The sequence below is a fragment of the Streptomyces sp. NPDC059875 genome (assembly GCF_042731085.1).
In the GTDB taxonomy this organism is placed as follows: Bacteria; Actinomycetota; Actinomycetes; order Streptomycetales; family Streptomycetaceae; genus Streptomyces.
Window position 1 is genome coordinate 79451 of the sequence record NZ_JBHWJZ010000022.1, and the last position, 26928, is coordinate 106378.

The following is a 26928-nucleotide window of genomic DNA, read 5'->3' on the forward strand; positions in this document are numbered from 1 at the left end:
TCTGCCCACGGACCCGCCGTCCCGCTCTACGGATCACTGCCCCACGCCCTCACTGTCCACCCCCCTATGCACGGCATGTATACACCGTGTGTAGAGTGCTCGACGTGCCACTCGTAGCCGCCCTGACCAGGCACGAGTGGCTTCGAAGTCGTCGACGGGGAAAGTGGGATTCAGCATGTTCCGAACCAAGCCCGGCAAGCGCCGGGGATCGGCCGCCGCCCTTCTGGTGGCGGCCTCTCTGGTGCTGGCGCTCAGTGGCTGCGGGGTCGACCCGGTCACCCCGGGGGAGGCCAGGGGCAAGGCCGTCGGATCGGACGACAAGGCGGGTGCGGGCGGTGCGGTCGACTGCACCGAGGCGAAGTGCATCGCGCTGACCTTCGACGCCGGGCCCGGGAAGGACACGCCGCACCTCCTCGACGTCCTCAAGGAGAAGCAGGTCCCGGCCACCTTCTTCCTGCTCGGCAAGAAGCACGTCGACCGCTATCCCGAGGTGGTCAAGCGCATCGCCGACGAGGGGCACGAGGTCGCCAACCACACCTGGAGCCATCGGATCCTGACGGACCTGGAGGCCGGGGAGGTCCGTGACGAACTCTCCCGCACCCAGGAGGCGATCGAGAAGATCACCGGGCGCAGGCCCACCCTGATGCGGCCGCCGCAGGGGCGTACCGACGGCACGGTGGCCGAGGTGAGCCGTGAACTCGGCCTCGCGCAGATCCTCTGGAGCGTCACTGCCAAGGACTACTCGACGACCGATTCCGCGCTCATACGGAAGCGGATACTCGACGGCGCCGAGGGTGACGGCATCATCCTGCTGCACGACATCTACGACGGGACCGTTCCCGCCGTCCCCGGGATCATCGACGAGCTGAAGAAGCGGGGCTTCACATTCGTGACCGTGCCGCAGCTGATGTCGCCGGGCAAGGTCGAGCCCGGCGAGGTCTACCGTCCGTAGAGTGAGATCCGGGCGTGGCCAAAACGGGGTGAGGTGTCTCACACCGGTCACCCCGGATACCTCGGAACACCGAGTGAAGGTTTATCGTTCATTCATATGTGACTGCGAAGGGGTCCGGTTCCCAGGTCCCCCCCTTGAGGTGACCGCTCTTCGTCGTCACGGCAAACGGCCCCGGTTGGAATCCCCCGTCCAACCGGGGCTGTGTCGTTCCCGGGAACCGGACCCTTCCCGCAGGCGCTGACCACCCCCGAGCGGCGCACACTCCGGCGCGTTCGACCCCTTCGAGTGACCTCCCGCATGGGGCCGCCCCCACCCGGGCAGTGATCGCCCCGGGCGGGGACGATCACGATGACCCCCGCTGACCAGGCACTTCGCGAGGGGGATCGCATGTTCCGCAGCGCCGCGCACGTCCACCGCAGCGCCGGGACGGTGGTCGCCGCGCTCCTTCTCGCGGGCTGCGCAACCGTCACGCCCGGACCGTCCGTCCCGTCGACGCCCCAGGCTCAGGACGAGCTGTTGAGGACCGTCGAGCGCACCCTCGTCGACCACTGCCTCGACGCCAGGGGACTCACCCTCGCCGTCAAGCCGCCCACGCCCGACGACGACCGACGCCTCCAGGCCGCCCTCTTCGGCACCGGCCCGCACGAGCTGTCCCTCACGCTCGCCACCGGTCACACCGTCACCGCCCACACCGACGGCTGTCTCGCCACCGCGCGACAGAATCTCTACGGCGATCAGACCCGCTGGTTCCGCGCCCAAGTGACCGTGGACAACCTGCGCGCCGAAGCCCAGGCACGGATGAAGAACGATCCCGCCCACCGAGCGGCACTGGAGCGCTGGACCCGGTGCGCCGCCCCGCCCGGCCGCCCACGCCCCGAACGCCCGGACCCCGCCGTCGCCGCCCGGTGCGAGCGCGAGAGCGGACTGGCCGACGTACGTGCCCGGCTGGAACCCGCCGAGCTGGCGGAGGTGCGCGCCCTGCGCGCCGATCAGCTCACCACCTACCGGCAGTTGCGCACCCGCGCACTGCAGCGGGCAGCCGAACTGTCCGCGGGCACCACCACACGGAAAGGCACCCACACCTGATGAAGCGCATGCTCACCACCACCGCCGCGGCTCTGCTCGCCCTCGCCGGCGGCCTCGCGCTGACCACACCGGTCCAGGCGGCCGACTGCCCGAGCGGCCACTTCTGTACATGGCAGGAGGCGAACTTCGGCGGCCAGCGCGCCAACTGGAGCGGCGACGACGGCTGGTGGGAGAACTGGATCGCCGACACCGACTCCTCCTGGGCCAACCACGGCATCTCCGGAGCGGGCGTCAAGGACCACGTCCGCGTGTACGAGAACGCCTGGCAGGGCGGCGCCATGACGATCTGCCTGACCCCCGGCCAGGAGGTCGGCTACAACGGCGTCGCCAATGACCGCGGGGACTCCCACACCTGGGCGATGAGCTGCTGAGCGGAGCCCGGCCGCCCGATCGGCTCCCGCTCCGCCGACGGTGCGGGGGCCGATCGGGCCTCAGGCGGTCGTGACCGGGAGACGGGTCGTGGGGGAGTCCCACCACCGGTACGCCCAGGGGCGTCAGCCCTCGGCGCCGAGCCACAGGTCGGGACCGAAGACCTCGTAGTGGACGGCTGCCGCGGCGACTCCGCGGGCCAGTAGGTCGCCGCGCACCTGCCGCATGAACGGCAGGGGGCCGCAGAGGTAGGCCGTCACGTCGGCGGGGAGGTCGAGTGCGGTGACGTCCGCGCGGCCGGGGAGGGCGTCCGCGGCGTCGCCCGGCTCCTCGTACCAGAGGTGGAGGGAGCCCTGCGGCAGCGCGTCGACCAGTCGGCGCAGCTCCTCGCGGTGCGCGTGGTCCGCGGGCGAACGGTCGGCGTGGACGACGGTCACCGGGCGCCGCGAGCCGGTGGTGGCGAGGTGGTCGAGCATGGCCAGCATCGGCGTGCAGCCGATCCCCGCGGAGGCGAGGAGCAGCGGGCCGTCGCCCTCGGGCAGGACGAGGTCGCCGAACGGCGCGGACACCTCAAGCGTGTCGCCCACGCGCCCGTGCTCGTGCAGCCAGGTCGAGACCTCGCCCGCGGGGGCGCCGGCCACACGCTTCACCGTGATCCGCCACTGGGGCCGTCCGGGCGCGGCGGAGAGGCTGTACTGGCGGATCTGTCGGGCGCCGTCGGGCAGTTCGACGCGAACGCTCACGTACTGTCCCGGCCGGAACGACTCCGTCGGCCGCCCGTCGGTGTGCCGCAGCACGAAGGAGACGGTGTCGGCCGTCTCCTGGTGCCGTTCGACGATCTCCATCGGCCGGCGTACCTCGCCCTCCGCGACACCCGTCTCCTCGTAGAGACGGGCCTCCAGAGCGATGAGGGCGTTGGCCATCAACCAGTAGACCTCGTCCCACGCCCGTGCGACCTCGGGCGTGACGGCCTCGCCGAGCACATCGACGATCGCCGCGAAGAGATGCTCGTGGACGATCTTGTACTGCTCGGACGTCACGCCCAGTGAGGCGTGCTTGTGCGCGATCCGCGAGAGCATCACGTCCGGCCGGGTGTCCGGGCTGTCGAGGAGCGCTCCGGCGAACGCGGCTATCGAGCCGGCCAGCGCGCGCCGCTGGTCGCCGCTGGCCTGGTTGCCACGGTTGAACAGATCCCGCAGCAGCTCGGGGCGGGCCTCGAACATCCCGGCGTAGAACCGATCGGTGATGTCGCCGAGCGCGGCTCCGACGACGGGGAGTGTGGCGCGGACGACCGGGACGGACTGCTCGGACAGCATGGGAACTCCAATTCTGGTAGATGATCTGCGTATTTAAGGCCGTGAAGGGGCCCGAGGGTGGGGCATGGAGACGGTGGGTGTCAGTCGCCGTGGCGCGCGCTCAGCGAGAGGAGTACGGGACCGGTGGGCGACTCGACCAGATCCGCGACCGTGAGCGGATCGAGTGTGCGGTAGAACGCCTCCTGCGCCTCGCGGAGGGCCCCGCGCAACCGGCAGGCCGCGCGCAGCGGGCACGGGGTCTCACCCTCGCAGGCGACGACCTCCTCCTCGCCCTCGAGTGTCCGCACCAGCCAGCCCACCGAAGCGCGCCGCCCGGTCTCGGTGAGGGCGAGGCCGCCGCCGCGGCCGCGCCGTGCCTCCACGACCCCGAGATGCTGGAGCCGTGTGACCACCTTCGCCATGTGGGCGTAGGGCACGGCCATCACCTCCGCCACCTCGCGTGTGGTGGTGGAGAGGTCCGCCCCGGGGGGTTCGGGAACCGCCAGGCGCATCACGGCACGGAGCGCCAGGTCGGTGAATTTCGTCAACCGCACGCCATGACCGTATCAAACAAGCATTTCGGACGCTTATTAAGGGCCCGGGGTCCGGGAGCGATGGCGGCGCCAGAGCCACAGACCGCCCACGACCAAGGGGGAAACGGCCAGCAGTAGTGCGATCAGCGGCCACTTCGCGCCCGCGAGCTCCAGGTCCGTGAAGAGCACCAGAGCCAGGCCCACAACCGGTACCAGGATGGAGGCCAGCGCCCGTAGCCCGGCCGGCACCATCTCCGGCCGGAGACGGGGGCCGCGTTCCGTGGGCGTGTCCCGGGTGCCGACGTAGTAGAGGGTCGCCCGGTCCAGCAGCCGCCTGGTGGCACGGTCGTACGAGACCGCCAGGTACGGCAGCCACACCAGCGGCGCCACGAGGCCGATCAGGAAGACGAGGCCCAAGAGAGCCCACTGGCCCAACCGGGCGAATCTGCTCCGGTCGGTGTCGTCCGGTGTGAGGATGCCGAGAAGACGGGCCATGCGCAGGATCAGATCCCAGAGCGTGGCGAGCCGGCCGGAAGCGGGCCGGCTGTCGTCTTCGGGTGCCGGGCGGGCGCGAAGACCGGCCCGCGCCGCTTCCACGTCCGCGTACACCCCCTGCAGGACGAGCAGTTCGGCGGCACGGCGGGGCTCGGTGGTGTCCCGGCCGTCCAGGCCTGCCAGTTCGAGCACCGTCCGCGCCTGGACCAGCAGGGCGCCACAGAACGCGACCGGGATGAGCAGCATGAACGGCCCGCCCACGAAGGCCCCTTCGGCCGTGGCCGCGCGACGGCCACGGGTCGCGACCATGGCGCGGAGCTCGGCGGGTGCTGCCTCCGGATGCTTGCTCCGCAGCCGCCGCACGGCCCGGCCCGCCGGAGGGCCCATGTGCCGCAGGGCGTAGTCCGCGAGCAGCTCCGGCAGCCGGCCCGGTGCGGCCCACGCCTCCCGCAGCAGCGAACGGGAGAGCGCGGGCGCCGGAGCGTCCGGATTCAGCTCCGGGCCCGGGGGGTCCGGAACCGAGTTCGGGTCCGAGTTCGGGTCCGGAACCGAGTTCGGGTCCGGGTCCGGGTCCGGGTTCGTCAGGACAGGACCTTGGCCTTCGCCCTCTCGAACTCCTCGTTCGTGATGGCGCCCTTGTCCTTGAGCTCGGCCAGTCGGGCCAGTTCGTCGGCGCTGCTGCCCTTGCCCTCACCGGGGGTCGTGCCGGCCGCCTTGCGGATGTACGACTGGAACGCTGCCTCGTTCTCCCTGGCCTGCTTGAGATCCCGCTGGGTCATGCCCTTGCCGCGGGCGATCACATAGACCAACACGCCGAGGTAGGGGAGCAGGATGCAGAAGATCAGCCATCCTGCCTTGCCCCAGCCGTTCATCTCGTGGTCGCGGAAGATGTCCGTGATGCACTTGAACAGAAGGAACAGCCACATGATCCAGAGGAAGAACCAGAGCATGGTCCAGAAGACGTTGAGGAGAGGGTAGTCGTCCATTCCTGCACTCCGTTCCGGCCGCGGCCGCTGTCGGACCGCGCGTACGAGCGAGTTTTGCCCAACCCCGGCCCGCCCGCATGTCGAGGCGACGGCGCCGTGATTCGACGTGCGGGCGCCAGAGGCCGTGATCGGATGGACAGCGCGTACAGAAGGGTCCGCGGTTCAGGCCGGTCCGGCCGTGCGCGCCCGCAGCGCCGCCAGCGCGCGGTCGGCGTGCGCGCTCATCCTCAGCTCGCTGCGCACCACCTCCAGGATCCGGCGGTCCTGGTCGATGACGAACGTGACCCGTTTCGTCGGCGCGAGCGAGAAGCCGCGCGTCACCCCGAACCGGTCGCGGATCGCGCCCTCCGGGTCGGACAGCAGCGGATAGCCGAGCGAGTGACGGTCGGCGAACTCCTGCTGCCGCTCCACCTCGTCGGAGCTGATGCCGACCGGAAGGGCTCCCGCCGCCCGGAACTCGCCGGCCAGGTCGCGGAAGTGGCATGCCTCGGCCGTGCAGCCGGGGGTGAGTGCGGCCGGGTAGAAGAACAGGACCACCGGCCCGTCCGCGAGGAGGTCGACCAGCGAGCGGGGTGTCCCCGTCTCGTCCGGGAGAGTGAAGTCCTCGACGATGTCACCGACGTTCATCCGGTCCGCCCCTTGTCCGTGACCGGCCCCTCCGGTCGACGCCCGGTGACGTTACCGCAGGGTAAGAAGGTGCGTCATCAGTCGCGGGCGGCGGCCAGCAAGCGGTCCCGTACGAGGGTCACGTGCGGGTTCTCGGGGGTGCCGGGGCGCTGGGCCAGATAGGACGTGTTGATCGGGGGGTCCTCCGGTTCCAGGAGCGCCACGAGCCGCCCGGAGTCGAGTTCCCCCCGGCACAGGTAGTGCGGGAGCACGCTGAAACCGGCCCCTGCCGCGACCGCGGCGACGACGCCCCGGAGATCGGGCACGGTGACGGCTGCCTCGCCGGTCAGGCGTCGGCCGAAGACATGGCGCCAGTAGCGGCGGGCGATCGGCAGATCCTCCGCGTACATCACCATCGGCACGCCGTGCAGGGCGGCGGGCCCGTCCTCCGCGACGGCGTCGGGGCCGATCCGCCGGGCCCAGTCGGGCGAGGCGACAAGCACGAACTCCTCGTCCGCCAGGGGTACGGAGGTCAGGGTCCGTCCGCGCGGTCGGACCGTCGAGATCACCAGATCGTGGTGGCCCGCCCGCAGCCCGTCGAGGAGCTCGTCGGTCAGTCCCGGTGTCACCTGGAGCCGTACACCCTCCCCGACCAGCGGGGCGAGGGCGGGCAGGGCCGTCACGCAGAGGAACTCGGCGGGCCCGGCGAGATGGACCGGCTGAGGGGAGGGAGCTGCCCCCGGGCCGTGGTCGGCCACGGCGGCCAGCGCGTCGATCGGCGCCGCCACCTGGGCGGCCAGCTCGTCGGCGTACGGTGTCGGCGCCACGCCACGCGGCTGCCGCTCGAACAGCTCGCGGTCCAGGCGGCGTTCGAGCGAACGGATCTGGGTGGTGACGGTCGGCTGGGAGAGGCTCAGCAGTCGGGCGGCGGCCGTGAAGGATCCGGTGCGGTGGACCGCGAGGAAGGTGCGCAGCAGCGACAGGTCGAGCGGCCCGCGTGGAGCCGCGGGCGGACGGCTCCGGTCGACCTCCGAGCCGTCGCCCCCACGGCCATCGCGCTTTCTATCCCTCACGCTGCCAAGCATAGGCACCTGAATGGGTGGCCGTGCCGGTGGCCGCCCCTGCCTCAGGCCTGCTGCCGTACGGCCCGGCGCTGATCCAGGATCGTGAGCACCTGCTCGCCCCAGCGCAGGTTCTCCTCTTCGAGGGAGCGGCCCCGCATCAGCGTGAGATAGGGGCCGATCCGTTCCGCCTCGAGCAGGTACGTGGCCTCGTCCCGGCCGGCGAGCATCCACTCGCGCAGCCTCTCCCACCGTGCGAGCTTGCCCCGCGCCCACTCCATCCGCTCCTCGACGAAGCCGCGCACCGCGTCGGTGTCGCCCTCGTCGCACGCCTGCACCTGGACCATCAGCTCGTCACGGATGGCGGTCGGACGCGGCGGCTGGGCCGTGTACGCCATGAGGTCCTGGCGTCCCGCGTCGGTCAGCGAGAACATCCGCTTGTTCGGGCGCCGTTCCTGCTGCACGACGCGGGCGGCGATCAGACCGGCGTCGGAGAGCCGGTCCAGCTCCCGATAGAGCTGTTGCGGCGTGGCGGCCCAGAAGTTGGCCACCGACACGTCGAAGATCTTGGCCAGGTCGTATCCGGATGCCTCGCCCTCCAGGAGGGCTGCCAGGACCGCGTGCTTGAGAGACATCCGGACAAACTAGCAGCCTCGTTGAGTAGTTTTGTCCGCACCTATTCAACGAGAGAGGTGTCCGTGGGCACGCCGGGGAGCTGGGGCGGGGTCCAGTCGGCGTGCCGCAGGATCATCCGTACCGCCATGCCCGACGGAGCCAGGCGCAGGGCGGCGTTGCGCAGCGCGACGGACGCGGGCCCGGAGAGCTGCTGGCCCATGCGGCCGGCCTTGCGGGCGGCGACCGTGACCGACTGGGCGCGTGGCCGGCGCTCGGCGTCGTAGGCGGCCAGCGCCGTGTCGGTGTCGGGGCCGTGCGCCAGAGCGGCCGCGAGGACGACCGCGTCCTCCAGGGCCTGACAGGCGCCCTGGCCGAGGTTCGGAGTCATCGCGTGGGCCGCGTCGCCGAGCAGGGCGACCCGGCCGGACACGAACGAGGGGAGCGGGGTGGCCAGTTCGTGGATGTCGTGGTGGAGGACGGCCTCGGGGCGGGTCGCGCCGAGCAGTCGCCCGATGGGCTGGTGCCAGTCGGCGAAGCGCCTGCGGACCTCGCCGAGCGGATCGGCGTGCCGTACCCCGACGGGGGAGTTGAGGACGGCGTGCCACTCCGCACGCCCGTCCTCGAGCGCGATGTGCCCGAACTCGGCGCCGTGCCCCCACGTGATCTCGAAATCGGTGGACAGGTCGAGCGGCCGTTCGGTGAGGGCGCGGAGCACGGTCGAGCCGCTGTACGCCGGGCCGGGGTGGTCCGGGAAGAGATCGGCCCGGGTGCGACTGTTGACGCCGTCGGCGGCCACGACCAGGTCGGCGTCGAGATCCGAGCCGGGGCCCGGGGTGGCCGAGGTGTCGACGGACCGCGTTCGGACGCGGACACGGCCCGGTCCCGAGCGGTCGACGCCGGTCACCTCCACGCCGACGCTCACGCTCTCGGGCGGCAGGGTGGCACGCAGCAGACGGTGCAGCGTGGCGCGCGGGATGCCGACGATGGGGGTGCCGAGGGCGCGTTCGAGAGCGGCGCCGTCCATCCGGGCGAGCCAGGACCCGTCCGGAGTGCGGGTGCCGCCGGTGTACTGGCCGCGCGAGGCGGCCCTTACGGCCCCGCCGACGCCGAGTGCGTCGAGGGCGCGGATGCCGTTGGCGGCGAGCGAGATGCCGGCGCCGGCGTCGTCGAGCACGGGTGCGCGCTCCACGACCCGTACCTCCCAGCCGACGCGCCGCAGCCCGATGGCGGCGGCGAGCCCGCCGATGCCCGCGCCGACGACGACCGCGATGTTCCTGTTCCCCATGGCTACCCAGCCCTCTCCCGAACCGACCCACCGTCTTCTACATCTGTAGAAAGCCTAGCGCGCGGTCTCTACAGGTGTAGAAAGAGGGGGTGACCTCCGATCGACGCACCCTCCTCGCCGACGCCGCGCTCGGCGTCCTCGCCGACGCCGGGATGCGCGGGCTGACCCATCGCGCGGTCGACGCGGCCGCGCGGATTCCCGCCGGCAGCACCTCGGCGTACTTCCGCACCCGTTCGGCCCTGCTCACCGCCCTCGTGCGCCGCCTCGTCGAGCTCGACCAGTCCGAGCTGCGGGCGGCGGCGGAGCGCACCCCCGGGCCGCGTTCCGCCGCCGAACTCGGCCGCGCCATCGAGGCGCTCGTCGCCGCGCGGCTCAGCGGCGAGGGGCGTCGCCGCTCCCTCGCCCGCTACGCCTGCGCCGTCGAGAGCGTGCGCGACCCCGAACTCCGCGAAATCCTGGTCCCGCGTGAGAACCCGGCGCGCGACGCGGTCCGCGACTTCCTCGCCTCCCAGGGGGTCGAGGACCCGGAAGGCCGCACGCTGACCCTGCTCGCCTGTGTCGACGGTCTCGTGCTGGACCGTGTCGTCCGGGGCGGGAGCGTCGCGACCGAGGAGGTCGAGGGGCTGGTGGCGGCGGCACTCCGCCGCGCCGGGGCGGAGGGTCGTTGACATGCAGCCAGATGGCTGCCTATCGTAGAGGCAGCTAAAAGGCTGCATGTTGAGGTGGGGCGATGGACGAGGTGTTCAAGGCGCTGGCCGACGCCAGCCGGCGACGGCTGCTCGACAGTCTGAACGCCCGCAACGGCCAGACACTGCGCGAACTCTGCGCGGGTCTGGACATGGCACGGCAGTCCGTCAGCAAGCATCTGGCGCTCTTGGAGGCGGCGGGGCTGGTGGTCACGGTGCGGCGGGGACGGGAGAAGCTGCACTATCTGAACGCCGCTCCGATCCACGCCATCGCGGACCGCTGGATCAGCCAGTACGCCCGGGAGCGCGTCCGTGCGCTCGCCGACCTGAAGTCAGCATTGGAGCAGACCCCGATGGACAGCAACGCGTTCGTCTACACCACCTACATCCGCACCACCCCCGACGAGCTGTGGCAGGCCCTCACCGACCCGGCCTTCACCAGGCGCTACTGGGGCGTGGCCTTCGAGACCACGTGGACCGCCGGTTCGCCGATGGTCTGGGACGAGGGCGGCCGACGGACCACCGACCCCGAGCAGGTGGTCCTCGCGGCCGAGCCGGGCCGGCGCCTCTCGTACACCTGGCACACCTTCACGCCTGCGTGGGCCGAAGCGGTCGGCGTCGGGGACGAGGTGTACGCGAAGCTCGCGCAGGAGCGCCGGTCGAAGGTGACCTTCGAGATCGAGCCGGCCGGGGACATGGTCAAGCTGACCGTCGTGCACGACGACCTGGAGCCCGACGGCACGATGCGCGGCATGATCGGCGAGGGCTGGCCGGCCCTGATCTCCAGCCTCAAGTCCCTCCTGGAGACGGGCGAGGAGCTGCCGGAACCGCCGCGCTGACTCGGGCGGGGGCGGTCCATGGCGTACGTCGCGCACCGTGCCGGGGTGCCGGGTGTCCCCGCCCGGCGGCCGGGGGATCCCGGCCGCCGGAGCGTCGGCGGCGCGAGGGTCGCACCCCGCGAACTCTGGCCAGAAAACACCCCCGGCCCTGGCCGGAAACCGTGCGTCACTGGCGATCGTTCGGGCTAACGTGCCGCCATGACCGCCACCTTGACCATCCTGACCGCCGGTTACGTCGGCCCGCGGACGGCGTCGACCGTCAGCCTGCTCCGTGACGGGGACACCGTGGTCGTCGTCGACCCGGGCATGGTCGCCGACCGCAAGCTGATCCTCGGCCCGCTCGCCGCCGCGGGTGTGGCACCGGAGCAGGTCACCGACGTGGTGTTCAGTCACCACCATCCGGACCACACCCTCAACGCGGCGCTCTTCCCGGCCGCCCGCTACCACGACCACTGGGCCATCTACCAGGACGACCTCTGGATCGACCGGGCCGCCGACGGCTTCGTGATCTCGCCCGCCATCCGGCTCGCGGCCACCCCCGGACATACTCCGGAGGACATCAGCACCCTCGCCGAGACCGCGGACGGCCTCGTGGTGCTCACCCACCTGTGGTGGTCCGCCGACGGTCCCGTCGAGGACCCCTACGCCACCGATCCCGTCGCCCTGCACGCCTCGCGCCGGGCCATCCTCGACCTGGCCCCCGCCCTGGTCGTCCCCGGCCACGGCGAGGCCTTCGCTCCCACGGCCGACACTCCGCGCTAGCGGCGGCCCTGTTGCCCGCTCTCCGACCACCGCTCGGTGATACTGGCGCTCTGCTCGCCACCCACCCTCCAAGGAGCCGTGATGCGGGACATCACCAGGGTCGAGGTCGAAGACGCCGTGCTCTACGTGGAGGCGGAGCGGCTCGGCCCCGAATCGGAACTGGAGGGCCTCGGCGACCGCGTTCCGGATCTCTCCGGGGTCACCCGCGCCCTGTCCTCGTTCGCCGGCCAGCTCAGCCACGCGCTGAGCCAGGCGGCGCCGGACCGGGCGACCGTGGAGTTCGGCTGCGAACTCGGCCTGGACGCCGGCGGCCTGACAGCCCTCATCGTCAAGGGCAGCAGCAGCGCGAACCTGCGGGTGACCCTCGAATGGACGAAGTCCCAAGGACCCTCGACCGTCAGCCCGCTGCGGCCCCGCCCGGAGTGACCAGGCCCGTCTCGTAGGCGAGCACCACCGCCTGCGCCCGGTCGCGCAGCGCCAGCTTCGCGAAGATCCGTGCCACATGGGTCTTCACCGTCGCCTCGCTCAATGTCAGCGCCCCGGCCAATTCCGTGTTGGACAGCCCGCGCCCCATCAGCGTCAGCACCTCCCGCTCCCGGGGCGTCAGCGCGGCCAGATCGCGGTGCACGGCCGGAGCGTCCGCGCTCGCGGCCGACACGCGGTCGCCGCCCGCGAAGCGCTCCACCAGACGGCGCGTGATCGACGGGGCCAGCAGCGCGTCCCCCGTGTCCACCAGCCGTACGGCTGCGGCCAGATGCTCCGGTGTCACGTCCTTCAGCAGAAAGCCGCTCGCTCCCATGGCCAGCGCCGCGTACACGTACCGGTCCAGATCGAAGGTCGTGAGCATCAGCACCTTGCACCGCGGCGCCTCGGCCAGGATGCGCCGGGTGGCCTCCAGGCCGTCCATCCCCGGCATCCGGATGTCCATCAGGATCACGTCCGGCAGCAGCCGCCGGGCCGCCGCGACCGCCTCGGCCCCGTCGGACGCCTCCCCGACGACCTCGATGCCGCGCGTGGTCAGGATCAACCGGAAACCGGTACGGATCAGGGCCTGGTCGTCGGCGATCAGCACGCGCGGCCCCGGGGACGACACCCCCGCAGACCCCCCGGCCGTCATCCGCCGTCCAACGGGATCCGGGCCCGGACGCGGTAGCCGCCGCCCAGCCGCCGCCGGGCGTCCAGCTCACCGCCGTACACCGCCACCCGCTCACGCAGTCCGATCAGCCCCCGCCCCGCCCCCTCGCGATCCCCCGGCGACACCCTCGGTACCGCCGGCTTCGGCGCGGTGTCGCCGGACAGCACGCTGGGACCGCTGTTGAGCACCTCCACCCGCAGATACCGCTCCCCGTACCGCACCGACACCTCCGCCTTCACCCCGTCCCCGTGCTTGAGCGCGTTCGTCAGCGCCTCCTGGACGATCCGGTACGCCGTCACATCCACACCGGTCGGCAGCGGTCGCGGCTCTCCCGAGATCCGGACCTCCACCGGCAGCCCGGCGAAGGCGATCCGGTCGACCAGTGGACCGAGCCTGCTCAGACCGGGCTGCGGGGCGAGCGGCGACAGTTCACCCGCGTGCGGCCCGTCGTACGGTTCGTCCGCACCGCTCGGCGAGGGCGCGAGCAGCCCCAAGAGATGACGCAGCTCGGTCATGGTGTCCCGGCCCGCCGACTCCACGGCCTCGATGGCCTTCGCCGCCTCCTCGGGCAGTGTGGCGAGCACTTCGCGGGCGGCCCCGGCCTGCACCACCATCAGGGCCACGTTGTGGCTGACGATGTCGTGCAACTCGCGGGCGATCCGGGCGCGTTCGTCCTCCACCGCGATGCGTGCCGCGCTCTCCCGCTCCCGCTCGAGCAGCCACCGCCGGTCCTCCAGCGTCCTGCGCCGCAGCCGCCGGGCCCGTACCAGCGCGACCGCGAGCCACAGGGCTACGACCCCGAGCACCGCCGCGGCCCCGGCCCACCACCCCACCCAAGATCCACCCACGGGTTCACCCTCGCAGAACACCAGGTCATCCGCATCATCACGGGGATGCATCCGCCTACATCCCCAGGATGACAGGGCGTGCGGGATACCTCGGGGGAGTGATGTCCCGCCGGTGACCCGGATCGTAGGTTCCTGCCATGACCACGGAAATCGACGCGGCCACGGGCCGGACGAATCAGATCGTCGTGCGCCTCGACGGCGTACGCAAGGAGTTCGGGGAGACGACCGCCCTGGACGGGGTCTCGCTGGAGATCCGCAGCGGCGAGGCCGTCGCCGTCATGGGGCCCTCCGGATGCGGCAAGTCCACCCTGCTGAACATGGTCGCCGGACTCGACCGGCCCACCGCCGGCAGCGTGCTCGTCCACGGCGACGAACTCACCGACAAGAACGAGAAGGAACTGGCCCTCTTCCGGCGCCGCCGCATCGGCATGGTCTTCCAGTTCTTCAACCTGCTCGACGACCTTCCGGCGCTCGACAACGTGGCCCTCGCCGCGCAGCTCACCGGCACCCCGGCCGCGCAGGCCCGCCGCCGCGCCCTGGAACTCCTCGACGAACTCGGCATCGCCGACCGCCGGGGTGCCTACCCGGCCGTGCTCAGCGGTGGCGAGCGCCAACGCGTCGCGGTCGCCCGCGCCCTGATGAACCGGCCCGCTCTGCTCCTCGCGGACGAACCGACCGGGGCCGTCGACACCCGGGCCGGCGAACAGATCATGGATCTGCTGCTCGACCTCAACCAGATCGGCCAGACCCTGCTCATGGTCACGCACGACGAGCGGATGGCGGCGCGCTGCGCCGGCCGGATCGTGGACATGGTCGACGGCCGCGTGTCCGGCGAGCGCAGCGTGGAGCGCACGGCATGAGCGCCGTGTGGCGTGCCTCGCGCGCGGCCGTGCGGCGCCGCCGGCTCCAGACCTTCGTCATCGGCCTCGTCGTCCTCTTCTCCACCGCCACCATCGTCGTGGCCCTCGGCCTCCTGGAGGCGGCCTCGGGACCCTTCGACAAGGGCTTCGCCCAGCAGCGCGGTGCACACTCCGTCGCCGCGTACGACGCCGCCAAGGTCACGGACGCGCAGCTGACCGAGGCAGCGGGCACCCCCGGCGTGCAGGCGGCAGAGGGACCGTATCGGCTGGCCGTCCTGAACGTCCCCGAGGGCAACCCGCCCCCGCTCGTCGGCCCGTTCAAGGTGGTGGGTCGGCCCGGCCCCGGCGGCGACGTGGACCGGGTCGACCTGTGGAAGGGGCGCTGGGCGACCGCCCCCGGTGAGATCGTCGTCAACGACCCGCGGCCCGCCGCCGCTCTGCTGCCCTTCCAGGCGGAGAGCCCCGGCTTCCCGCTCGGGGGCACGATCGAGGTGCCGGGCCTGCCGACCCTCACGATCGTGGGATACGCGCACAGCCTGAGCAACAGCGCCGACGGCTGGGTCTCCCCGGCCCAGATCGACGGGCTCGGGCCCACCATGACCGAGATGCTCTACCGCTTCGACGCGCACGCGACCGACGCCGACGTGGCGGCCGGCCTCGCCGCCGTCGGCTCCGGGCTCCCGTCCGACTCCCTGCTCGCCTCGCAGTCGTACCTCACCATCAAGCGGGACGTCGCCGCCGGACCCGGCGCGTACGTGCCATTCCTCGTGGTCTTCGGCCTCCTCGGCCTCGCCGTCGCCGTACTGATCGTGGCGAACGTCGTCAGCGGCGCCGTGGTATCCGGCTTCCGGCACATCGGTGTGCTCAAGGCGCTGGGCTTCACACCCGGTCAGGTCACGGCCGTCTACCTCCTGATGGTCTCCGTCCCGGCCGTCGTGGGCTGCGTCATCGGCACCGCCCTCGGCGACCTCGCCGCCCGCCCGCTGCTGTCCGGCGCCTTCCAGGGGAGCGGCCTGCGCATCGAGGGAATCAGCCTCCCGGTGGAACTCGCCGCGCTGATCGGGATGCCGCTCGTGGTGCTCCTCGCCGCACTCGTCCCGGCGCTGCGGGCCCGCCGGCTCTCGGCGACCGAGGCGATCAGCGCCGGCAGCGCACCACGCAGGAGCGGCCGCGGGCTACGGCTCCAGCGCCGGCTCAGTGGTACGCGGCTGCCGCGATCGGTCAGCCTGGGCCTCGGCATGCCGTTGGCCCGGCCCGGCCGCACCGCCCTGACTCTGTCCGCGATCGTGCTCGGCGTGCTGACGGTGACGTTCGCGACCGGCCTCGCCGACACGGTCGTGAAGGCCACGGAGGCCTCCGAGGAGGACGTCGACCTCACCGTGCGGCCGGCGAACCCGTTCTTCAACGAGAAGGCGACGAAGGAGCGGAGCGACCCGGAGATGGAGGCGCTGCTGCGGTCCGTGCCCGGCGCGGCCGAGGTGACGCCCGATCTCATCGTCCCGCTCACCCTGGCCGGACACGCGGACGCCGTCGACGGGTTCTTCCTGCGCGGCGACCACGCGAAGCTCGGACACGACAAGCAGCTCGTCGCAGGACGGTGGCTGACGGGCCCTGCGGAGACCGTCGTGGCTTCGGAGTTCCTCAACCAGACGGGGCTGAAGGTGGGCGACCGGCTCACCCTGGTCCTGGAAGGCAAGCGGACCGAGGTGACCATCGTCGGCTCGCTGATGAACCAGACGGCGGACCGGTTGCTCTTCGACCGGGGGACGCTCACCCGGCTCGACGCGGACTACCGGCCCCGGACCCACCAGTACCGGTACCACGTCAAGCTCGCCCCGGGTACCTCTCCCGAGCAGTACGCGGCGGCCGTGGACGAGGCGGCCGGCCCGGGCCTCTACCCCATCCACCGGAGCACCGCCTCGTTCACCGTGGCCGTCGTCAGCCTCTCCACGGCCCTGTCCTTGATGCTCGGCACGGTCGCGGCGCTCGGCGTCCTCAACACCGTCGTCCTCGACACGAGGGAGCGCCGCCGGGACATGGGGATGCTCAAGTCGATCGGGATGACCCCCCGTCAGGTGATCGCCATGGTGGTGACCTCGATGGCGGCGCTCGGGGCGCTCGGCGGCCTGATCGGCGTACCGCTCGGGATGGTCGCGCACCGGGTGGCCGTGCCGCTGGTGGCCGAGGCTGCGCTGGTGACGCTGCCGGAGTCGGTCCTCGACGTCTGGGCCGCCCCCACGCTCGTCCTGCTCGTCCTCGCCGGTGTCACGCTCTCCGTCCTCGGCGCCCTGCTCCCCGCCCGCCGAGCCGCACGTCTGACGATCTCGGAGGCGCTGCGCAGCGAGTGAGTTCAGGGAGTGAGTACGCCGTCATGGGTGCTGCCGGCATGGGCCGCGGGGCCGGAAGGGGAGACGGCACTTCCGTGCCCCGCGGGCTGAGGGGGTGTCACGCGGCGGAGGAGCCGGCCTCCGGCTTCTTCACCCGGCACACCAGCGCGTCGTTCACGATGTCCGCCACGATCGTGTCGCCGGGGTCGGCCTCACCGCCCAGGAGCAGGTCCGCGATCCGGTTGTCCAGCTCCGCCTGGATCGTGCGCCGCAGCGGCCGGGCACCGAACTCCGGCTGGTGACCGTGGGCGACGAGCAGCTTCTTCGCCGCCTCCGTCACCTCCAGCTCCAGGCCCTGGGCGCGGACCCGGCGCTCGCTCTGGCGCAGCAGCAGGTCGAGGATGTCGCCGAGATCGTCCTCGCCGAGACCGTGGAAGATGATCGTCTCGTCGATGCGGTTGAGGAACTCGGGGGTGAAGAACCCCCGCAGATCCTGCTTCAGGTCGTCGCGGATCTCCGAGACGTCGCCATGGTGGGCCAGGATCCGCTGAGCGCCGATGTTCGACGTCATGATGACCACACAGTGGCGGAAGTCGACGGTCCGCCCCTGGGCGTCCGTCAGCCGACCGTCGTCCAGGACCTGGAGCAGGGTGTTGAAGACATCCGGGTGCGCCTTCTCCACCTCGTCGAAGAGCAGGACGCTGTACGGCTGCCGGCGTACCTTCTCGGTGAGCTGTCCCGCCTCCTCGTGACCCACGTATCCGGGCGGGGCCCCTACGAGCCGCGAGACCGTGTGCTTCTCCTGGAACTCGCCCATGTCGAAGCGCACCATGCGGTTCTCGTCGCCGAACAGCAACTCCGCAAGGGCCTTGGCCAGTTCGGTCTTGCCGACGCCGGTCGGACCGAGGAAGAGGAAGGAGCCCACCGGACGGTTCGGGTCGCCCATGCCCGCACGGTTGCGGCGCACGGCCTGGGCGATGGCGGTGACCGCCTCGTCCTGGCCCACCACCCTGCTGTGCAGGGCGTCCTCCAACTTGAGGAGCTTCTCCTTCTCGCTCTGCGTCATCTGCGCGACGGGGATCCCGGTACGCCGCGACAGCACCTCCGCGATGTCGTCGGCGGTCACCTCCATCACGCCCTCGCGCCGCTCCGCGACCCCCGCCAGCTCGCCGTCCAGTCGGGCGATCTCCTGCTTGAGCTCGTTCGCCTTCTCGAAGTCCTCGGCCGCGACGGCCTCGTCCTTCTCGCGGCGCAGCTTCGCCAGCCGGTCCTCGCGGCCGACCACCTCCGTCGACTTGCCCAGCGAGCGCAGCCGCACCCGGGCGCCGGTCTGGTCCAGCAGGTCGATGGCCTTGTCGGGCAGGAACCGGTCGGAGACATAGCGGTCGGAGAGCTCGGCGGCCGCCACGAGCGCGGCGTCGCTGTACCGGACCTGGTGGTGGGCCTCGTACGAGTCCCGCAGCCCCTCCAGGATCAGGATCGTCTCCTCCACCGACGGCTCCGGGATCATCACCGGCTGGAAGCGCCGCTCCAGCGCGGCGTCCTTCTCCACGTACCGGCGGTACTCGTCGATCGTGGTCGCGCCCACCAATTGCAGCTCGCCCCGGGCCAGCGCCGGCTTGAGCATGTTGCCGGCGTCCATCGCGCCCTCGCCCGTCGCGCCCGCGCCGACCACGGTGTGCAGCTCGTCGATGAACAGCACGGTCGAGTCCGTGTCCGCCTTCACCTCGTCGATGACGTTCTTCAGCCGCTCCTCGAACTGGCCGCGGTACTGCGCGCCCGCGACGAGCCCGGACAGGTCGAGGGCGATGACCCGCTTGTCCTCCAGGGTCTTCGGGACCTCGCCCGCCACGATCCGCTGGGCGAGCCCCTCCACGATCGCCGTCTTACCCACGCCCGGCTCGCCGATGAGGACCGGGTTGTTCTTCGCACGGCGGGAGAGGATCTCGACGGTCTGCTCGATCTCCTCGGCCCGCCCCACCACCGGGTCGAGCTTCCCGGCCCGGGCCTCCTCGGTCAGGTCTCGTCCGTACTCGTCGAGCGTGGGCGTCTTGCTGTCCTGCTTGGGAGCCGGAGCCCCCTCCGGCCGAGCGGCGCGGTCGGACGTGGCGCGCAGACCGTCGACATCCGTTCCGTAGGAGCCCAACAGCTTCGCCGCCGCCGCGTCGGGATCGTCGAGGAGCGCGCCCAGGATGTGCTCGGGGCCGATGTACGAGACCCCTGAGGCCTGCGAACGCTCGAACGCCCGCAGCAGGACCCGCTTGGCCGCCGGGGTGAGCCCCGGCTCCGCGGACGGCACGGTGCTCGCACCCGGCAGCGCCTGCGCGATCGCCTTGCCCAGCTCGTCGGGGTCGGCGCCCGACTGGGCGACCAGGCTGCGGGCCGGATCGATCTGGGTGCAGGCCCAGAGCAGGTGCTCGGTGTCCAGGTCGGCGCTGCCGTCGGCGGCGGCACGGGTGGTGGCCTGGTCGAGCAGCCGGCGCGCGGAGTCCGTCAGCAGCCTGCCGATCGGCACCCGCTGGACGGCCGGGGGAGAGGCCGCGGGTGACATGCCGAAGAAGTGGTTGAGGAGCTCGTTGAACGGGTCCGGTCCACCGAAGGAACCGAAGGAGGACATCGTCATATGGCGCCGTCCAGGTGCGTCGACTTCCGGGCAGTACTCCCTCCACTGGACCAGCAGCCGTCGCTTCCCACCTGGCGGTGCGCGGTGACGGACCGTGCCGGCGGAGGAGTCCGCCCGTGCGGTCACGCGGTGCTCAGCGCTTCTCGTCACGCGCGAACTTCCCGTCGCCCTGTCCTCCGAACGGGTGGTCGGAACCACCGGGCGCCGGCTCGCCGATCCGGAGCCTCGGCCGGCGCTCGAGTCCCGCGCCGACAAGGATGCCCAGGGCGATGGCGGCGACCGTGACGACGGTGTCGACGAGGTTGGAGAGACCGCCCGCGCCGCGCTCGACGATGAGCTCCGACACGCTCGTGAGACCGACCGCGCCGGGCACGAGCAGCCAGAAGCAGGGCAGGAACACCACCTGGTCCGGGGTGTGCGAGCGCCGCTCGATCCAGGCGGCCATGGGCGGCAGCAGCATCCCCGCCGCGAAGGCGCCGAAGGTCGCCCCGGCCAGGTCGGTGGCCGCCGACTGCACGAACCGCTCGACGAGCAGAGCGGCGAGGAGCCAGCCGATGACGCGCTGCGGGGCGGAGAAGTACAGCAGGAACCCGAAGCCGAGCAGAAGCACCCCGACCCATGTCGCCCACGCGCCGAGGGTCTCCGACTGCGGTCCGCCGACCGGCCGGGCCCGTACGAACTCGGTGCCGACCAGGATGCCGAGCGCGAGCAGCAGCAGGACGTTGACGGCCCCGGCCAGCCGGGCGATGCCCGACAGGGCGGCGCCCGTGGCGAGTTCGATCGCGCCGAGCGTGAGCGCGGAGCCCGGCAGGAACGCGATCAGCGGCGGAACGTACAGCACGGTCGGCACTTCGTGCAGGAGCGGTCCCGCCCAGCGCAGCGAGACCGCCGTGACCAGGACGGCGGCGACCACCGGAAGCGCGGAGCGGGCGGCCGGAAGCCGGTCCCCGAAGAGCCGGAGCACACCGACGCCGGCGCCGAGGACGACGTACCCGAGCACGGCCGCCACGGTGGCGTGCCGGATCACGCCGAGGCCCACGGTGAGCAGGACGTACCCGAGCACGGTGGTCGCCGGGCTGAACCGCTCGGGCTGCGCCTGTTCCTCGCGCAGTTCCCGGCGTACCTCCTCGAACGGCATCTCCTCGTCGCGCATCCGCTGCACGAGCGACTGGAGGGTCTCCACCTGGTCCAGCCGGAGATCGGGGCCCTCGACCGGGGTGAAGTCCAGCTCGCCGCCCCGGCCGTCGGGCCCGCCGCCGACGCGTACGAAGAGACCGGTCGGGACGACGAAGCAACCCGCCCGCATGCCGTACCGGGCGGCGATGTCGCGGAGGGTGAGCTCCACCTCGGCGGTCCGCTCACCGGCCCGCAGCAGTTCGGAGCCCAGCTCGCAGAGCAGCGCGGCGAGGTCCCGCAACCGCTCCCGCTCCACCCCGCCGGCCTCGGGGAGCGTGACGGTGTCGGGACGACGCCTCCGCCAAGGCAGGAGGGCGGCGCCCCTGCGCAAGAGCCTGCGGAAGAGCCCCCGCGGATCGACGCGCGGGGGCTTCATTCCACTCCGACCCGCCTGTGCGGCATTTGTCGCATTCGCGAAACGTAGCAGCGAGGCCGCGGCCCCGCAGCGTGCCCCTGCGGCGGGTCGGTGTCAGCGGTACTCGACCGTCAGTGTCACCGGAGCGGCCTGGTTGACGAAGAGGTACGCCGTCGAGGCCGGGGCGGACTCGAAGCGGAGCCTGACCTGCGTCGTGCCGGCCCGGTCGAGGGCCGCGAGCGCCGCCGGCGACAGATCGGTGGAGGAGGCGGAACCCGAGGTGAACGAGGCGATCTGCGCCCCGCCCGGCGCGGTGGCCGCGGCCGACCAGTCCGAGGGCTCCACGGCGCACGCGGCGAAGCAGCCCGTGGTGACGTCCACGAGAAGCCGGTTGCCCGCCGGGGACGCCCAGGGATCGCCGGAGCCGCTGCTGCGGTTCACCGTCAGATAGGCGCGAGTGATCTCCTTGCCCGCCGGAACGTTCGACGTGTCGAAGGAGAGCAGCGTCCGGTTCACCTTGCCGTCCGTGCCACGGCCGAGCGCCAGACCGTAGGTGTCCTCCAGCGTGCCCACCGCCGGCGCCGATCCGTCGGCGGCGGCCTTCACATACCCGTCCTGGGCGTCCACGCTCGGCAGCGTCACGCGGTCGATCACCGGCGGGGGAGCGGAGCCGCGCAGCGCCCGGACCATCCCCATGATCGCCTCGATCTGCTTGCCGCCGTGGTGTGCGTAGGCCGAGTCACCGAGGTAGCCCCACCAGTTCCAGCAGCCGTTGGGGTTCTCCAGCGTGGCCGTCGGGACTGCCTGCGGGTACAGCACGACCATGTCGTTGGTGTCGGCGTACTCGTTGAGGTAGGCCTTGTCGATGAACTGGGTCCCGAATCCCTGGTACGCGTAGCCCTGCTTGCAGCCGTGCAGCGCGACCATCAAGGTGCAGGAGGCCCCGCCGGCGCACGACGTCGGCACGTAGACGAAGCCCTTGCCGTCCATCGACAGCGCCGCCGCGGAGCCCCCGGGCGCGTAGGCGTTCTGGTCGAACTGGATCAGACTCCCGGTGGGGGAGGCACTCGGCGCCGCGACGGCGCCCAGCAGATGGCCGAGCAGGTCGCGCTCGGCGTCGATGCCGCAGTTGTTGATCCACGGACTCTGCGTGACCGTGCAGGAGTTGGGTCCGAGCGGACTGATCCAGGCGTGGCCGGCCGCGGTGCTCCGGTCGTACTGGACCCGCGCGCCGAACCGGCCGTAATAGTCGGCCAGCGCGTCGGCCACCGGCCGTTTCACGGTCGTGTCGCCCGAGCCGCTGAAGACGTACACGGGGTCGCCCGCGAGGTTCGCCACCGGGTCGACGAGTCCCTGCGCCGACCAGTCCCGCGTGGTCTGTTCCAGCTTCGCGAGCTGAAGGTCCTGCGTGGTGTTCATACAGGCGTTGAGGGCGGTGGCGAGCGTGTTCTGGGCGCAGTTGTACGGGCCGGAGGCGAAGACGGCGGAGCCGCTGAACGTACCCGAGTACGCCACATGGAGCTGCGTGGCCATGTAACCGCCCGACGAGATCCCGGAGCTGTGGACGGCTTCGATCGTGTACGGCTGGAGCGTGCCGGGCACGGGCGCGGGGGCGGCGGCGGTCGCCGGTGTCGCGACGGGGAAGAGGGCCGCGGCGGCGAACAGCAGCAGCGCTGTCAGCCGGCGCGGCCCGCGCGGGCGGAGGGGGCGGAGTGGACGCATGGAATCTCCCGGGCGGCTCGTTCATGTCGGGGTGATGGCCGGGAGGTTAGGCGCGCCAGGCACCGGCCTCCTATGGGCCCGGCCGCCACAACCACCGGGGCGGAGTATGGCGCTCCGTCATCTGGCAGCCGCCGCCTCGCGCTCCGAGACGACCTGCGAGGATGCCGACATGAACGAGGACGCCGGCATGAACGACGACGAGCGGGACGAGCGGGACGCGCTGCTGGCGGACGCGGTCGGACTGCGCGAGCAGGGCCGTCAGGAAGAGGCGCGGGAGCGCCTGGTGGAGCTGGCCGCGCGGTACCCCGACGACGCCGAGGTGGCGTACCAGACCGCCTGGGCCCACGACGTCCTCGGTCTGGAGGCCGAGGCCGTGCCCTTCTACGAGCGCGCCCTGAAGGAGCCCGGTGCCGGGCTTTCGGAGGTGGACCGCAGGGGGGCGCTCCTCGGGCTCGGCAGCACCTTCCGCATCCTCGGCCGGTACGAGGAGGCGGTCGCCACCCTGCGCGCCGGGGTCGAGGAGTTCCCGGAGGACGGCGCGCTGCGCACCTTCCTGGCGATGGCCCTGTTCAACACCGGGGAGCACCACGAGTCGGCGCAGCTGCTCCTGCGCCTGGTCGCGGCCACCAGCGAGGACCCGTCCGTGCGGCGGTACCGGAAGGCCATCGAGTACTACGCCGGGGATCTGAACGAGACGGTCTGATCCTCAGTCGTTGACGGCGGTCAGCAGGACGACCGCGTCCTCCAGGGCGGTGAGCCCGTGCCGCTCCTTCGGGATCATCTGGAGGCCTCCCGCCGACAGCTCCTCGGACCAACCGGCCGCGGTCAGCCTCACCCGCCCCCGCAGCACCTGCAGACTCGCGGCCGGCGGCGCGTTGTGCTCGTCGAGCGACGTACCCGACACCAGCGCGATCACGCTCTGCCGGAGCACCCCGTCATGGACCACCACATGGGCGCTCCGGCCGTGCGCGGCGGTGCGCGCGTTGGCCAGATGTTCGTCGGCGAGGGCCGCGAGATCATGCATCGTCTCTCCCTGCGGGGGTGCGCGGGTGGTGAGTCCCAGCCTCGCGCGTGTCGCCCGGTACGCAACTCGGGGCGGTACGGCGCGTCACCGCGAGCACCGGCGCGGCCGCCGCCGTGCCGGGCTACGGTGGGCCGGTGCAGCCTGCCGCAGATCGCGTGACGCTCGCCGCGTTCCTGGCCGTCGCGGTCCTCGCGGGCGGAAACGCGGTCGGCGTCCGATTCAGCAACCGTGAACTCGATCCGCTGTGGGGCGCGGCCGTGCGGTTCGGGGCCGCCTCGCTGCTCCTGCTGGCGGTGATGGCCGTCCGCCGGCTGGATTTCCCGCGCGGCAGGGCGCTCGCCGGGGCCGTCCTCTTCGGCATCCTCAACTTCGGTGTGACCTTCGCGCTCGCGTACTACGCACTGGTCCGCATCCACGCCGGACTCGGCCAGACCATCCTGTCCCTGGTCCCGCTCGCGACCCTGCTGCTCGCGGTCGCGCAACGCCTCGAACGCTTCCGGCTCATGGCCGCCGTCGGCACCGTCTTCGCCACGGCCGGGGTCGCCGTCATCTCGCACGCACCGCTGGAGGGCGGCGTGCCCGTGCTGTCCCTGCTGGCGATCCTGGGCAGCATGCTGGCGTTCGCGCAGGCCACCGTGCTCGTGCGGCGGCTGCCGAAGGTGCACGCGGTCACGATGAACGCGGTGGGCATGACGGCCGCCTCCGTCCTGCTGTTCGCCGGCTCGCTCGCCGCCGGCGACACCTGGCGGCTGCCCGACCGCGCAGCGACATGGTGGGCGCTGGCCTATCTGGTGGTGGCCGGCTCCGTGCTGACCTTCGTCCTCTTCCTGTTCGTGGTGCACCGCTGGGACGCGTCGCGGGCGGCGTACGTCTTCGTCGTCATCCCCATCGTCACGATCATGGTGTCGGCGTGGCTGGACGACGAACCGCTCACGGCCTCGCTGCTCATCGGAACGCCGCTGATCCTGATCGGCGTGTACCTCGGCGCCCTGCGCAGGACGCCCGAAGAGCACGAGGACGAGCACTCGGACGAGCGCTAGGTCGAGCGCCAGGTCGTCAGCGCGCCGTCCAGGTGGTCGTACGCCACGTGCGCGTGCAGGCGGACGCCGGTGACGAGCGTGTCGTCGTCGGCGTAGAAGTGCGGATTGTGGTTCGTGACCAGGCCCCGCCCGTCCGGCAACGGGACGGGGTGACCCTCCGCGTCCAGCGACGCGTCCTGGACGCCGAGCATCACGTACAGGCCGCCGAAGCGGTTCACGAACTCGGACACGTCGTCGTACCCGAGCGTCGCCCCGGTCTCGACCGTCCGCTCCTCGCCCACCACCCGGCGGATCGTGGGCAGACCGGCCGCGACCCACTCCGCGCTGTTGTGCACGGGCGGAACGGGCTGCAGGTACGCGACCGTCGCCGTGGCGTTGTACGCGGCCGCCGTGTGCTCGGTCAGCGTGGTCAGCCGCCGCTGGACCTCGGCCATGTCCGACTCGACCGCGCAGCGGACGGTGCCCCACAGGGTGACGGTCTGACCGATGATGTTGAAGCGCCCGACGTCCTCGATGTGCCCGATGGAGACCGTGATCGGGTCGAACGCGGACACCTGCCGGTAGAGCTGTCCGATGCCGGTCAGGACCGCACCCACGGCCGGCATCGGGTCGATGCCCTGCCAGGGAGTGGAGCCGTGGACCTGCTTGCCGGTGATCACGATCTTCACCAGGGTGGAGGCGCCGTACTGGTTGCCGACCCGGTACCCCACGTACCCCTTGGGGTAGGGCGTGACATGCATCCCGAACGCCATCGTGGGTACCGGATCGTCGAACGCGCCCTCGTCGAGCATCGCCCTGGCCCCGCCCTTCTCGGTGACCGGCGGTCCCTCCTCGGCGGGCTGGAAGACGAACAGCACGGTCCCCGGCAGCTGTTCGCGCACACCGGAGAGCACGGTGGCGGCGCCCATGAGCATCGCGGTGTGGCAGTCGTGGCCGCAGGCGTGCGAGACGGGGAACGGGCCGCCCGGATAGTCGGCGTCCACCACCCGCGAGGCGAAGTCCTCGCCGCACAGGTCCTCGACGGGCAGTGCGTCCGTGTCCGCCCGGAGTGCCATCACCCGTCCGCCCGGGGCGCCGCCCCTGCCGCCGCGCAGGACACCGATGACCCCGTGCCCCGCGATCCCGGTGCGGACCTCGTCCAGTTCCAGGGACCGCAGATGGTCCGCGACGAGGCGGGCCGTCTCCACCTCCCGGTTGGACAGCTCGGGGTGCCGGTGCAGATGCCGCCGCCAAGCGATGACCCGGGCGGCCACCTTGTCGGCGCGCCGGTCGAGTTCCGCGTGGATCGCATCGGTGCTCAAGAGCCACCCCTCGTCAGTGTCGGGCCGTCCCTCCAGGGTCGCACCCCGTCCCCGTCACGCTCGCCGAAACGGGGCCGGAGGCCCCGTCATCACCGGGCGGCGGGGGCGGGCTCGCCCGAGAGCCCCGCCTTCACCTGACGGGTGATCTCGTCGGCGAGCACCTCCTCGCGGCCCGTCTCGACCGCGTCCAGCGTCTGCCGCGCCACTTCGGCCGGGCTGACCTTGGACTGGGTGACCCGGGCGGACATCTCCGTGTCGATGAAGGCGGCATGCGTGGCGACCACCAGCGTGCCCTGGTCGCGCAGCTCCTCGCGGACGGCCCGGGTCATCGACCAGGCCGCGGCCTTGGACACACCGTACGACCCGACCTGCGGCAGGGTGTGCCAGGCCAGCACGGAGAGCACATTGACGAGCGCGCCGCCCCCGCCCCGGCCGAGGACCGGGGCGAAGGCGCGGCACATGGCGAGGGTGCCGTAGTGGTTCGTCTCCATCTCGGCGCGTGCGTCGTCCAGACCGGGCGCGGCGAGCAGGGCCCCGCCGCGCAGGATGCCCGCGTTGTTGACGAGCAGTGTGGTGTCGCCACACCGCTCGGCCGCGGCGGCGACCTGCTCGGGGTCGGTGATGTCGAGCCGAATGGGGATCAGGCGGGGGTCGGTGACCTCGACCGTCGCGGGGTTGCGGGCGGCGGCGTAGACGGTGCGGGCGCCGCGCGCGAGCAGCGCATCGGTGAACGCGCGGCCGAGACCGCGGTTGGCGCCGGTGACGAGGGCGATGGATCCGTCGATGTTCACAGCGTGCCGCCTTCAGTTGAGTGAGTTGGAAAACTGGATTCACCCTAGCCGAGTGAGTTCGGTTTTCAAACGTTGCAGGTCGTGGCGGAGGGAGCGAAGCATGATCGACTCCATGAGTGAGATCACGCTGATGTCGGACTGGCCCTCGCCGATCGC

27 protein-coding genes are annotated in these 26928 nt (G+C 71.9%); 11 read left to right on the forward strand and 16 right to left on the reverse strand.

Features of this window, described 5'->3' with window-relative positions; translation table 11 throughout:
• Positions 1-175: 175 nt before the first annotated feature.
• The 3 genes from ACFV9D_RS25325 to ACFV9D_RS25335 all read left to right on the forward strand — a co-directional run bounded on the left by ACFV9D_RS25325 (position 176) and on the right by ACFV9D_RS25335 (position 2409).
• Positions 176-952 carry a polysaccharide deacetylase family protein gene (locus ACFV9D_RS25325; RefSeq protein ID WP_385150470.1) on the forward strand — a complete coding sequence of 259 codons (777 nt, stop codon included), beginning with the start codon at positions 176-178 and terminating at the stop codon, positions 950-952.
• 387 nt (positions 953-1339) lie between these two features.
• Positions 1340-2038 carry a hypothetical protein gene (locus ACFV9D_RS25330; RefSeq protein WP_385150473.1) on the forward strand — a complete coding sequence of 233 codons (699 nt, stop codon included), beginning with the start codon at positions 1340-1342 and terminating at the stop codon, positions 2036-2038.
• A complete protein-coding gene (locus ACFV9D_RS25335) occupies positions 2038-2409 on the forward strand; it encodes a peptidase inhibitor family I36 protein (protein WP_385150476.1) in 372 nt (123 codons plus the stop codon). Before ACFV9D_RS25330 ends, ACFV9D_RS25335 begins: the two co-directional genes overlap by 1 nt.
• A gap of 123 nt (positions 2410-2532) precedes the next feature.
• Here ACFV9D_RS25335 and ACFV9D_RS25340 read toward each other — a convergent pair whose 3' ends face one another.
• The 8 genes from ACFV9D_RS25340 to ACFV9D_RS25375 form a co-directional block, all read right to left on the reverse strand.
• The gene (locus ACFV9D_RS25340) at positions 2533-3723 is read right to left on the reverse strand and encodes a globin domain-containing protein (protein WP_385150479.1); all 1191 of its coding nucleotides are present in this window, start codon (positions 3721-3723) and stop codon (positions 2533-2535) included.
• Positions 3724-3803: 80 nt separating this feature from the next.
• Positions 3804-4256 (reverse strand): RrF2 family transcriptional regulator, encoded by a 453-nt coding sequence (locus ACFV9D_RS25345; protein WP_385150481.1) that lies wholly within the window; start codon positions 4254-4256, stop codon positions 3804-3806.
• A 36-nt stretch (positions 4257-4292) separates the two neighbouring features.
• Positions 4293-5117 (reverse strand): hypothetical protein, encoded by an 825-nt coding sequence (locus ACFV9D_RS25350; protein WP_385150483.1) that lies wholly within the window; start codon positions 5115-5117, stop codon positions 4293-4295.
• Between the two features lie 194 nt (positions 5118-5311).
• The gene (locus tag ACFV9D_RS25355; protein ID WP_385150485.1) at positions 5312-5716 is read right to left on the reverse strand and encodes an SHOCT domain-containing protein; all 405 of its coding nucleotides are present in this window, start codon (positions 5714-5716) and stop codon (positions 5312-5314) included.
• Positions 5717-5878: 162 nt separating this feature from the next.
• Positions 5879-6343 carry a peroxiredoxin gene (locus ACFV9D_RS25360; RefSeq protein WP_385150488.1) on the reverse strand — a complete coding sequence of 155 codons (465 nt, stop codon included), beginning with the start codon at positions 6341-6343 and terminating at the stop codon, positions 5879-5881.
• 77 nt (positions 6344-6420) lie between these two features.
• Entirely contained in the window at positions 6421-7395 is a 975-nt protein-coding gene (locus ACFV9D_RS25365) for a LysR family transcriptional regulator (RefSeq protein ID WP_385150490.1), read from the reverse strand.
• Between the two features lie 53 nt (positions 7396-7448).
• Positions 7449-8018: a PadR family transcriptional regulator gene (locus ACFV9D_RS25370; protein WP_385150493.1), complete on the reverse strand. Its 570-nt coding sequence runs from the start codon at positions 8016-8018 to the stop codon at positions 7449-7451.
• Between the two features lie 41 nt (positions 8019-8059).
• Complete coding sequence (locus ACFV9D_RS25375) at positions 8060-9283, reverse strand: FAD-dependent monooxygenase (protein ID WP_385150496.1); 1224 nt, start codon at positions 9281-9283, stop codon at positions 8060-8062.
• A gap of 89 nt (positions 9284-9372) precedes the next feature.
• Here ACFV9D_RS25375 and ACFV9D_RS25380 point away from each other — a divergent pair, with 89 nt between their 5' ends.
• From ACFV9D_RS25380 to ACFV9D_RS25395, 4 genes are all read left to right on the forward strand, one after another.
• On the forward strand, positions 9373-9951 hold the full coding sequence (locus tag ACFV9D_RS25380) for a TetR/AcrR family transcriptional regulator (RefSeq protein WP_385150499.1): 579 nt from the start codon (positions 9373-9375) through the stop codon (positions 9949-9951).
• A 62-nt stretch (positions 9952-10013) separates the two neighbouring features.
• Positions 10014-10808, forward strand: coding sequence for an ArsR/SmtB family transcription factor (locus tag ACFV9D_RS25385; RefSeq protein ID WP_385150502.1), 795 nt, complete (start codon positions 10014-10016; stop codon positions 10806-10808).
• 198 nt (positions 10809-11006) lie between these two features.
• Positions 11007-11570, forward strand: a complete 564-nt coding sequence (locus tag ACFV9D_RS25390; protein WP_385150505.1) for an MBL fold metallo-hydrolase — start codon at positions 11007-11009, stop codon at positions 11568-11570.
• An 81-nt stretch (positions 11571-11651) separates the two neighbouring features.
• The gene (locus tag ACFV9D_RS25395) at positions 11652-11996 is read left to right on the forward strand and encodes a CU044_2847 family protein (RefSeq protein WP_385150508.1); all 345 of its coding nucleotides are present in this window, start codon (positions 11652-11654) and stop codon (positions 11994-11996) included.
• Here ACFV9D_RS25395 and ACFV9D_RS25400 read toward each other — a convergent pair.
• Positions 11968-12687 (reverse strand): response regulator, encoded by a 720-nt coding sequence (locus ACFV9D_RS25400; protein ID WP_385150511.1) that lies wholly within the window; start codon positions 12685-12687, stop codon positions 11968-11970. The two genes, ACFV9D_RS25395 and ACFV9D_RS25400, sit on opposite strands and share 29 nt — an antisense overlap.
• The gene (locus ACFV9D_RS25405; protein ID WP_385150514.1) at positions 12684-13553 is read right to left on the reverse strand and encodes a sensor histidine kinase; all 870 of its coding nucleotides are present in this window, start codon (positions 13551-13553) and stop codon (positions 12684-12686) included. The genes ACFV9D_RS25400 and ACFV9D_RS25405 overlap by 4 nt, the downstream gene beginning before the upstream one ends.
• Before the next feature lie 137 nt (positions 13554-13690).
• On the opposite strand from ACFV9D_RS25405, the gene ACFV9D_RS25410 reads away from it, so the two are divergent.
• Both ACFV9D_RS25410 and ACFV9D_RS25415 read left to right on the forward strand, forming a co-directional pair.
• Positions 13691-14413: an ABC transporter ATP-binding protein gene (locus tag ACFV9D_RS25410; RefSeq protein ID WP_385150517.1), complete on the forward strand. Its 723-nt coding sequence runs from the start codon at positions 13691-13693 to the stop codon at positions 14411-14413.
• Positions 14410-16761: an FtsX-like permease family protein gene (locus ACFV9D_RS25415; protein WP_385150519.1), complete on the forward strand. Its 2352-nt coding sequence runs from the start codon at positions 14410-14412 to the stop codon at positions 16759-16761. Before ACFV9D_RS25410 ends, ACFV9D_RS25415 begins: the two co-directional genes overlap by 4 nt.
• A gap of 97 nt (positions 16762-16858) precedes the next feature.
• Here the strand turns inward: ACFV9D_RS25415 and ACFV9D_RS25420 are convergent, their stop codons facing one another.
• From ACFV9D_RS25420 to ACFV9D_RS25430, 3 genes are all read right to left on the reverse strand, one after another.
• Positions 16859-19363 carry an ATP-dependent Clp protease ATP-binding subunit gene (locus ACFV9D_RS25420; RefSeq protein ID WP_385150522.1) on the reverse strand — a complete coding sequence of 835 codons (2505 nt, stop codon included), beginning with the start codon at positions 19361-19363 and terminating at the stop codon, positions 16859-16861.
• 133 nt (positions 19364-19496) lie between these two features.
• Positions 19497-20915 (reverse strand): threonine/serine exporter family protein, encoded by a 1419-nt coding sequence (locus tag ACFV9D_RS25425; protein WP_385150525.1) that lies wholly within the window; start codon positions 20913-20915, stop codon positions 19497-19499.
• A 93-nt stretch (positions 20916-21008) separates the two neighbouring features.
• Positions 21009-22616 (reverse strand): poly(3-hydroxybutyrate) depolymerase, encoded by a 1608-nt coding sequence (locus tag ACFV9D_RS25430; RefSeq protein WP_385150528.1) that lies wholly within the window; start codon positions 22614-22616, stop codon positions 21009-21011.
• Positions 22617-22803: 187 nt separating this feature from the next.
• Between ACFV9D_RS25430 and ACFV9D_RS25435 the strand changes: the two genes are divergently transcribed.
• Positions 22804-23319, forward strand: a complete 516-nt coding sequence (locus tag ACFV9D_RS25435; RefSeq protein ID WP_385150684.1) for a tetratricopeptide repeat protein — start codon at positions 22804-22806, stop codon at positions 23317-23319.
• 3 nt (positions 23320-23322) lie between these two features.
• Here the strand turns inward: ACFV9D_RS25435 and ACFV9D_RS25440 are convergent, their stop codons facing one another.
• Positions 23323-23640 carry a cupin gene (locus ACFV9D_RS25440; RefSeq protein ID WP_385150531.1) on the reverse strand — a complete coding sequence of 106 codons (318 nt, stop codon included), beginning with the start codon at positions 23638-23640 and terminating at the stop codon, positions 23323-23325.
• 134 nt (positions 23641-23774) lie between these two features.
• Between ACFV9D_RS25440 and ACFV9D_RS25445 the strand changes: the two genes are divergently transcribed.
• Positions 23775-24680, forward strand: coding sequence for a DMT family transporter (locus tag ACFV9D_RS25445; protein ID WP_385150534.1), 906 nt, complete (start codon positions 23775-23777; stop codon positions 24678-24680).
• Here the strand turns inward: ACFV9D_RS25445 and ACFV9D_RS25450 are convergent.
• Both ACFV9D_RS25450 and ACFV9D_RS25455 read right to left on the reverse strand, forming a co-directional pair.
• Positions 24677-25981 carry a M20 family metallopeptidase gene (locus ACFV9D_RS25450; RefSeq protein ID WP_385150537.1) on the reverse strand — a complete coding sequence of 435 codons (1305 nt, stop codon included), beginning with the start codon at positions 25979-25981 and terminating at the stop codon, positions 24677-24679. The genes ACFV9D_RS25445 and ACFV9D_RS25450 overlap by 4 nt on opposite strands.
• An 89-nt stretch (positions 25982-26070) precedes the next feature.
• Positions 26071-26772, reverse strand: a complete 702-nt coding sequence (locus ACFV9D_RS25455) for an SDR family oxidoreductase (RefSeq protein WP_385150540.1) — start codon at positions 26770-26772, stop codon at positions 26071-26073.
• Positions 26773-26928: the final 156 nt, after the last annotated feature.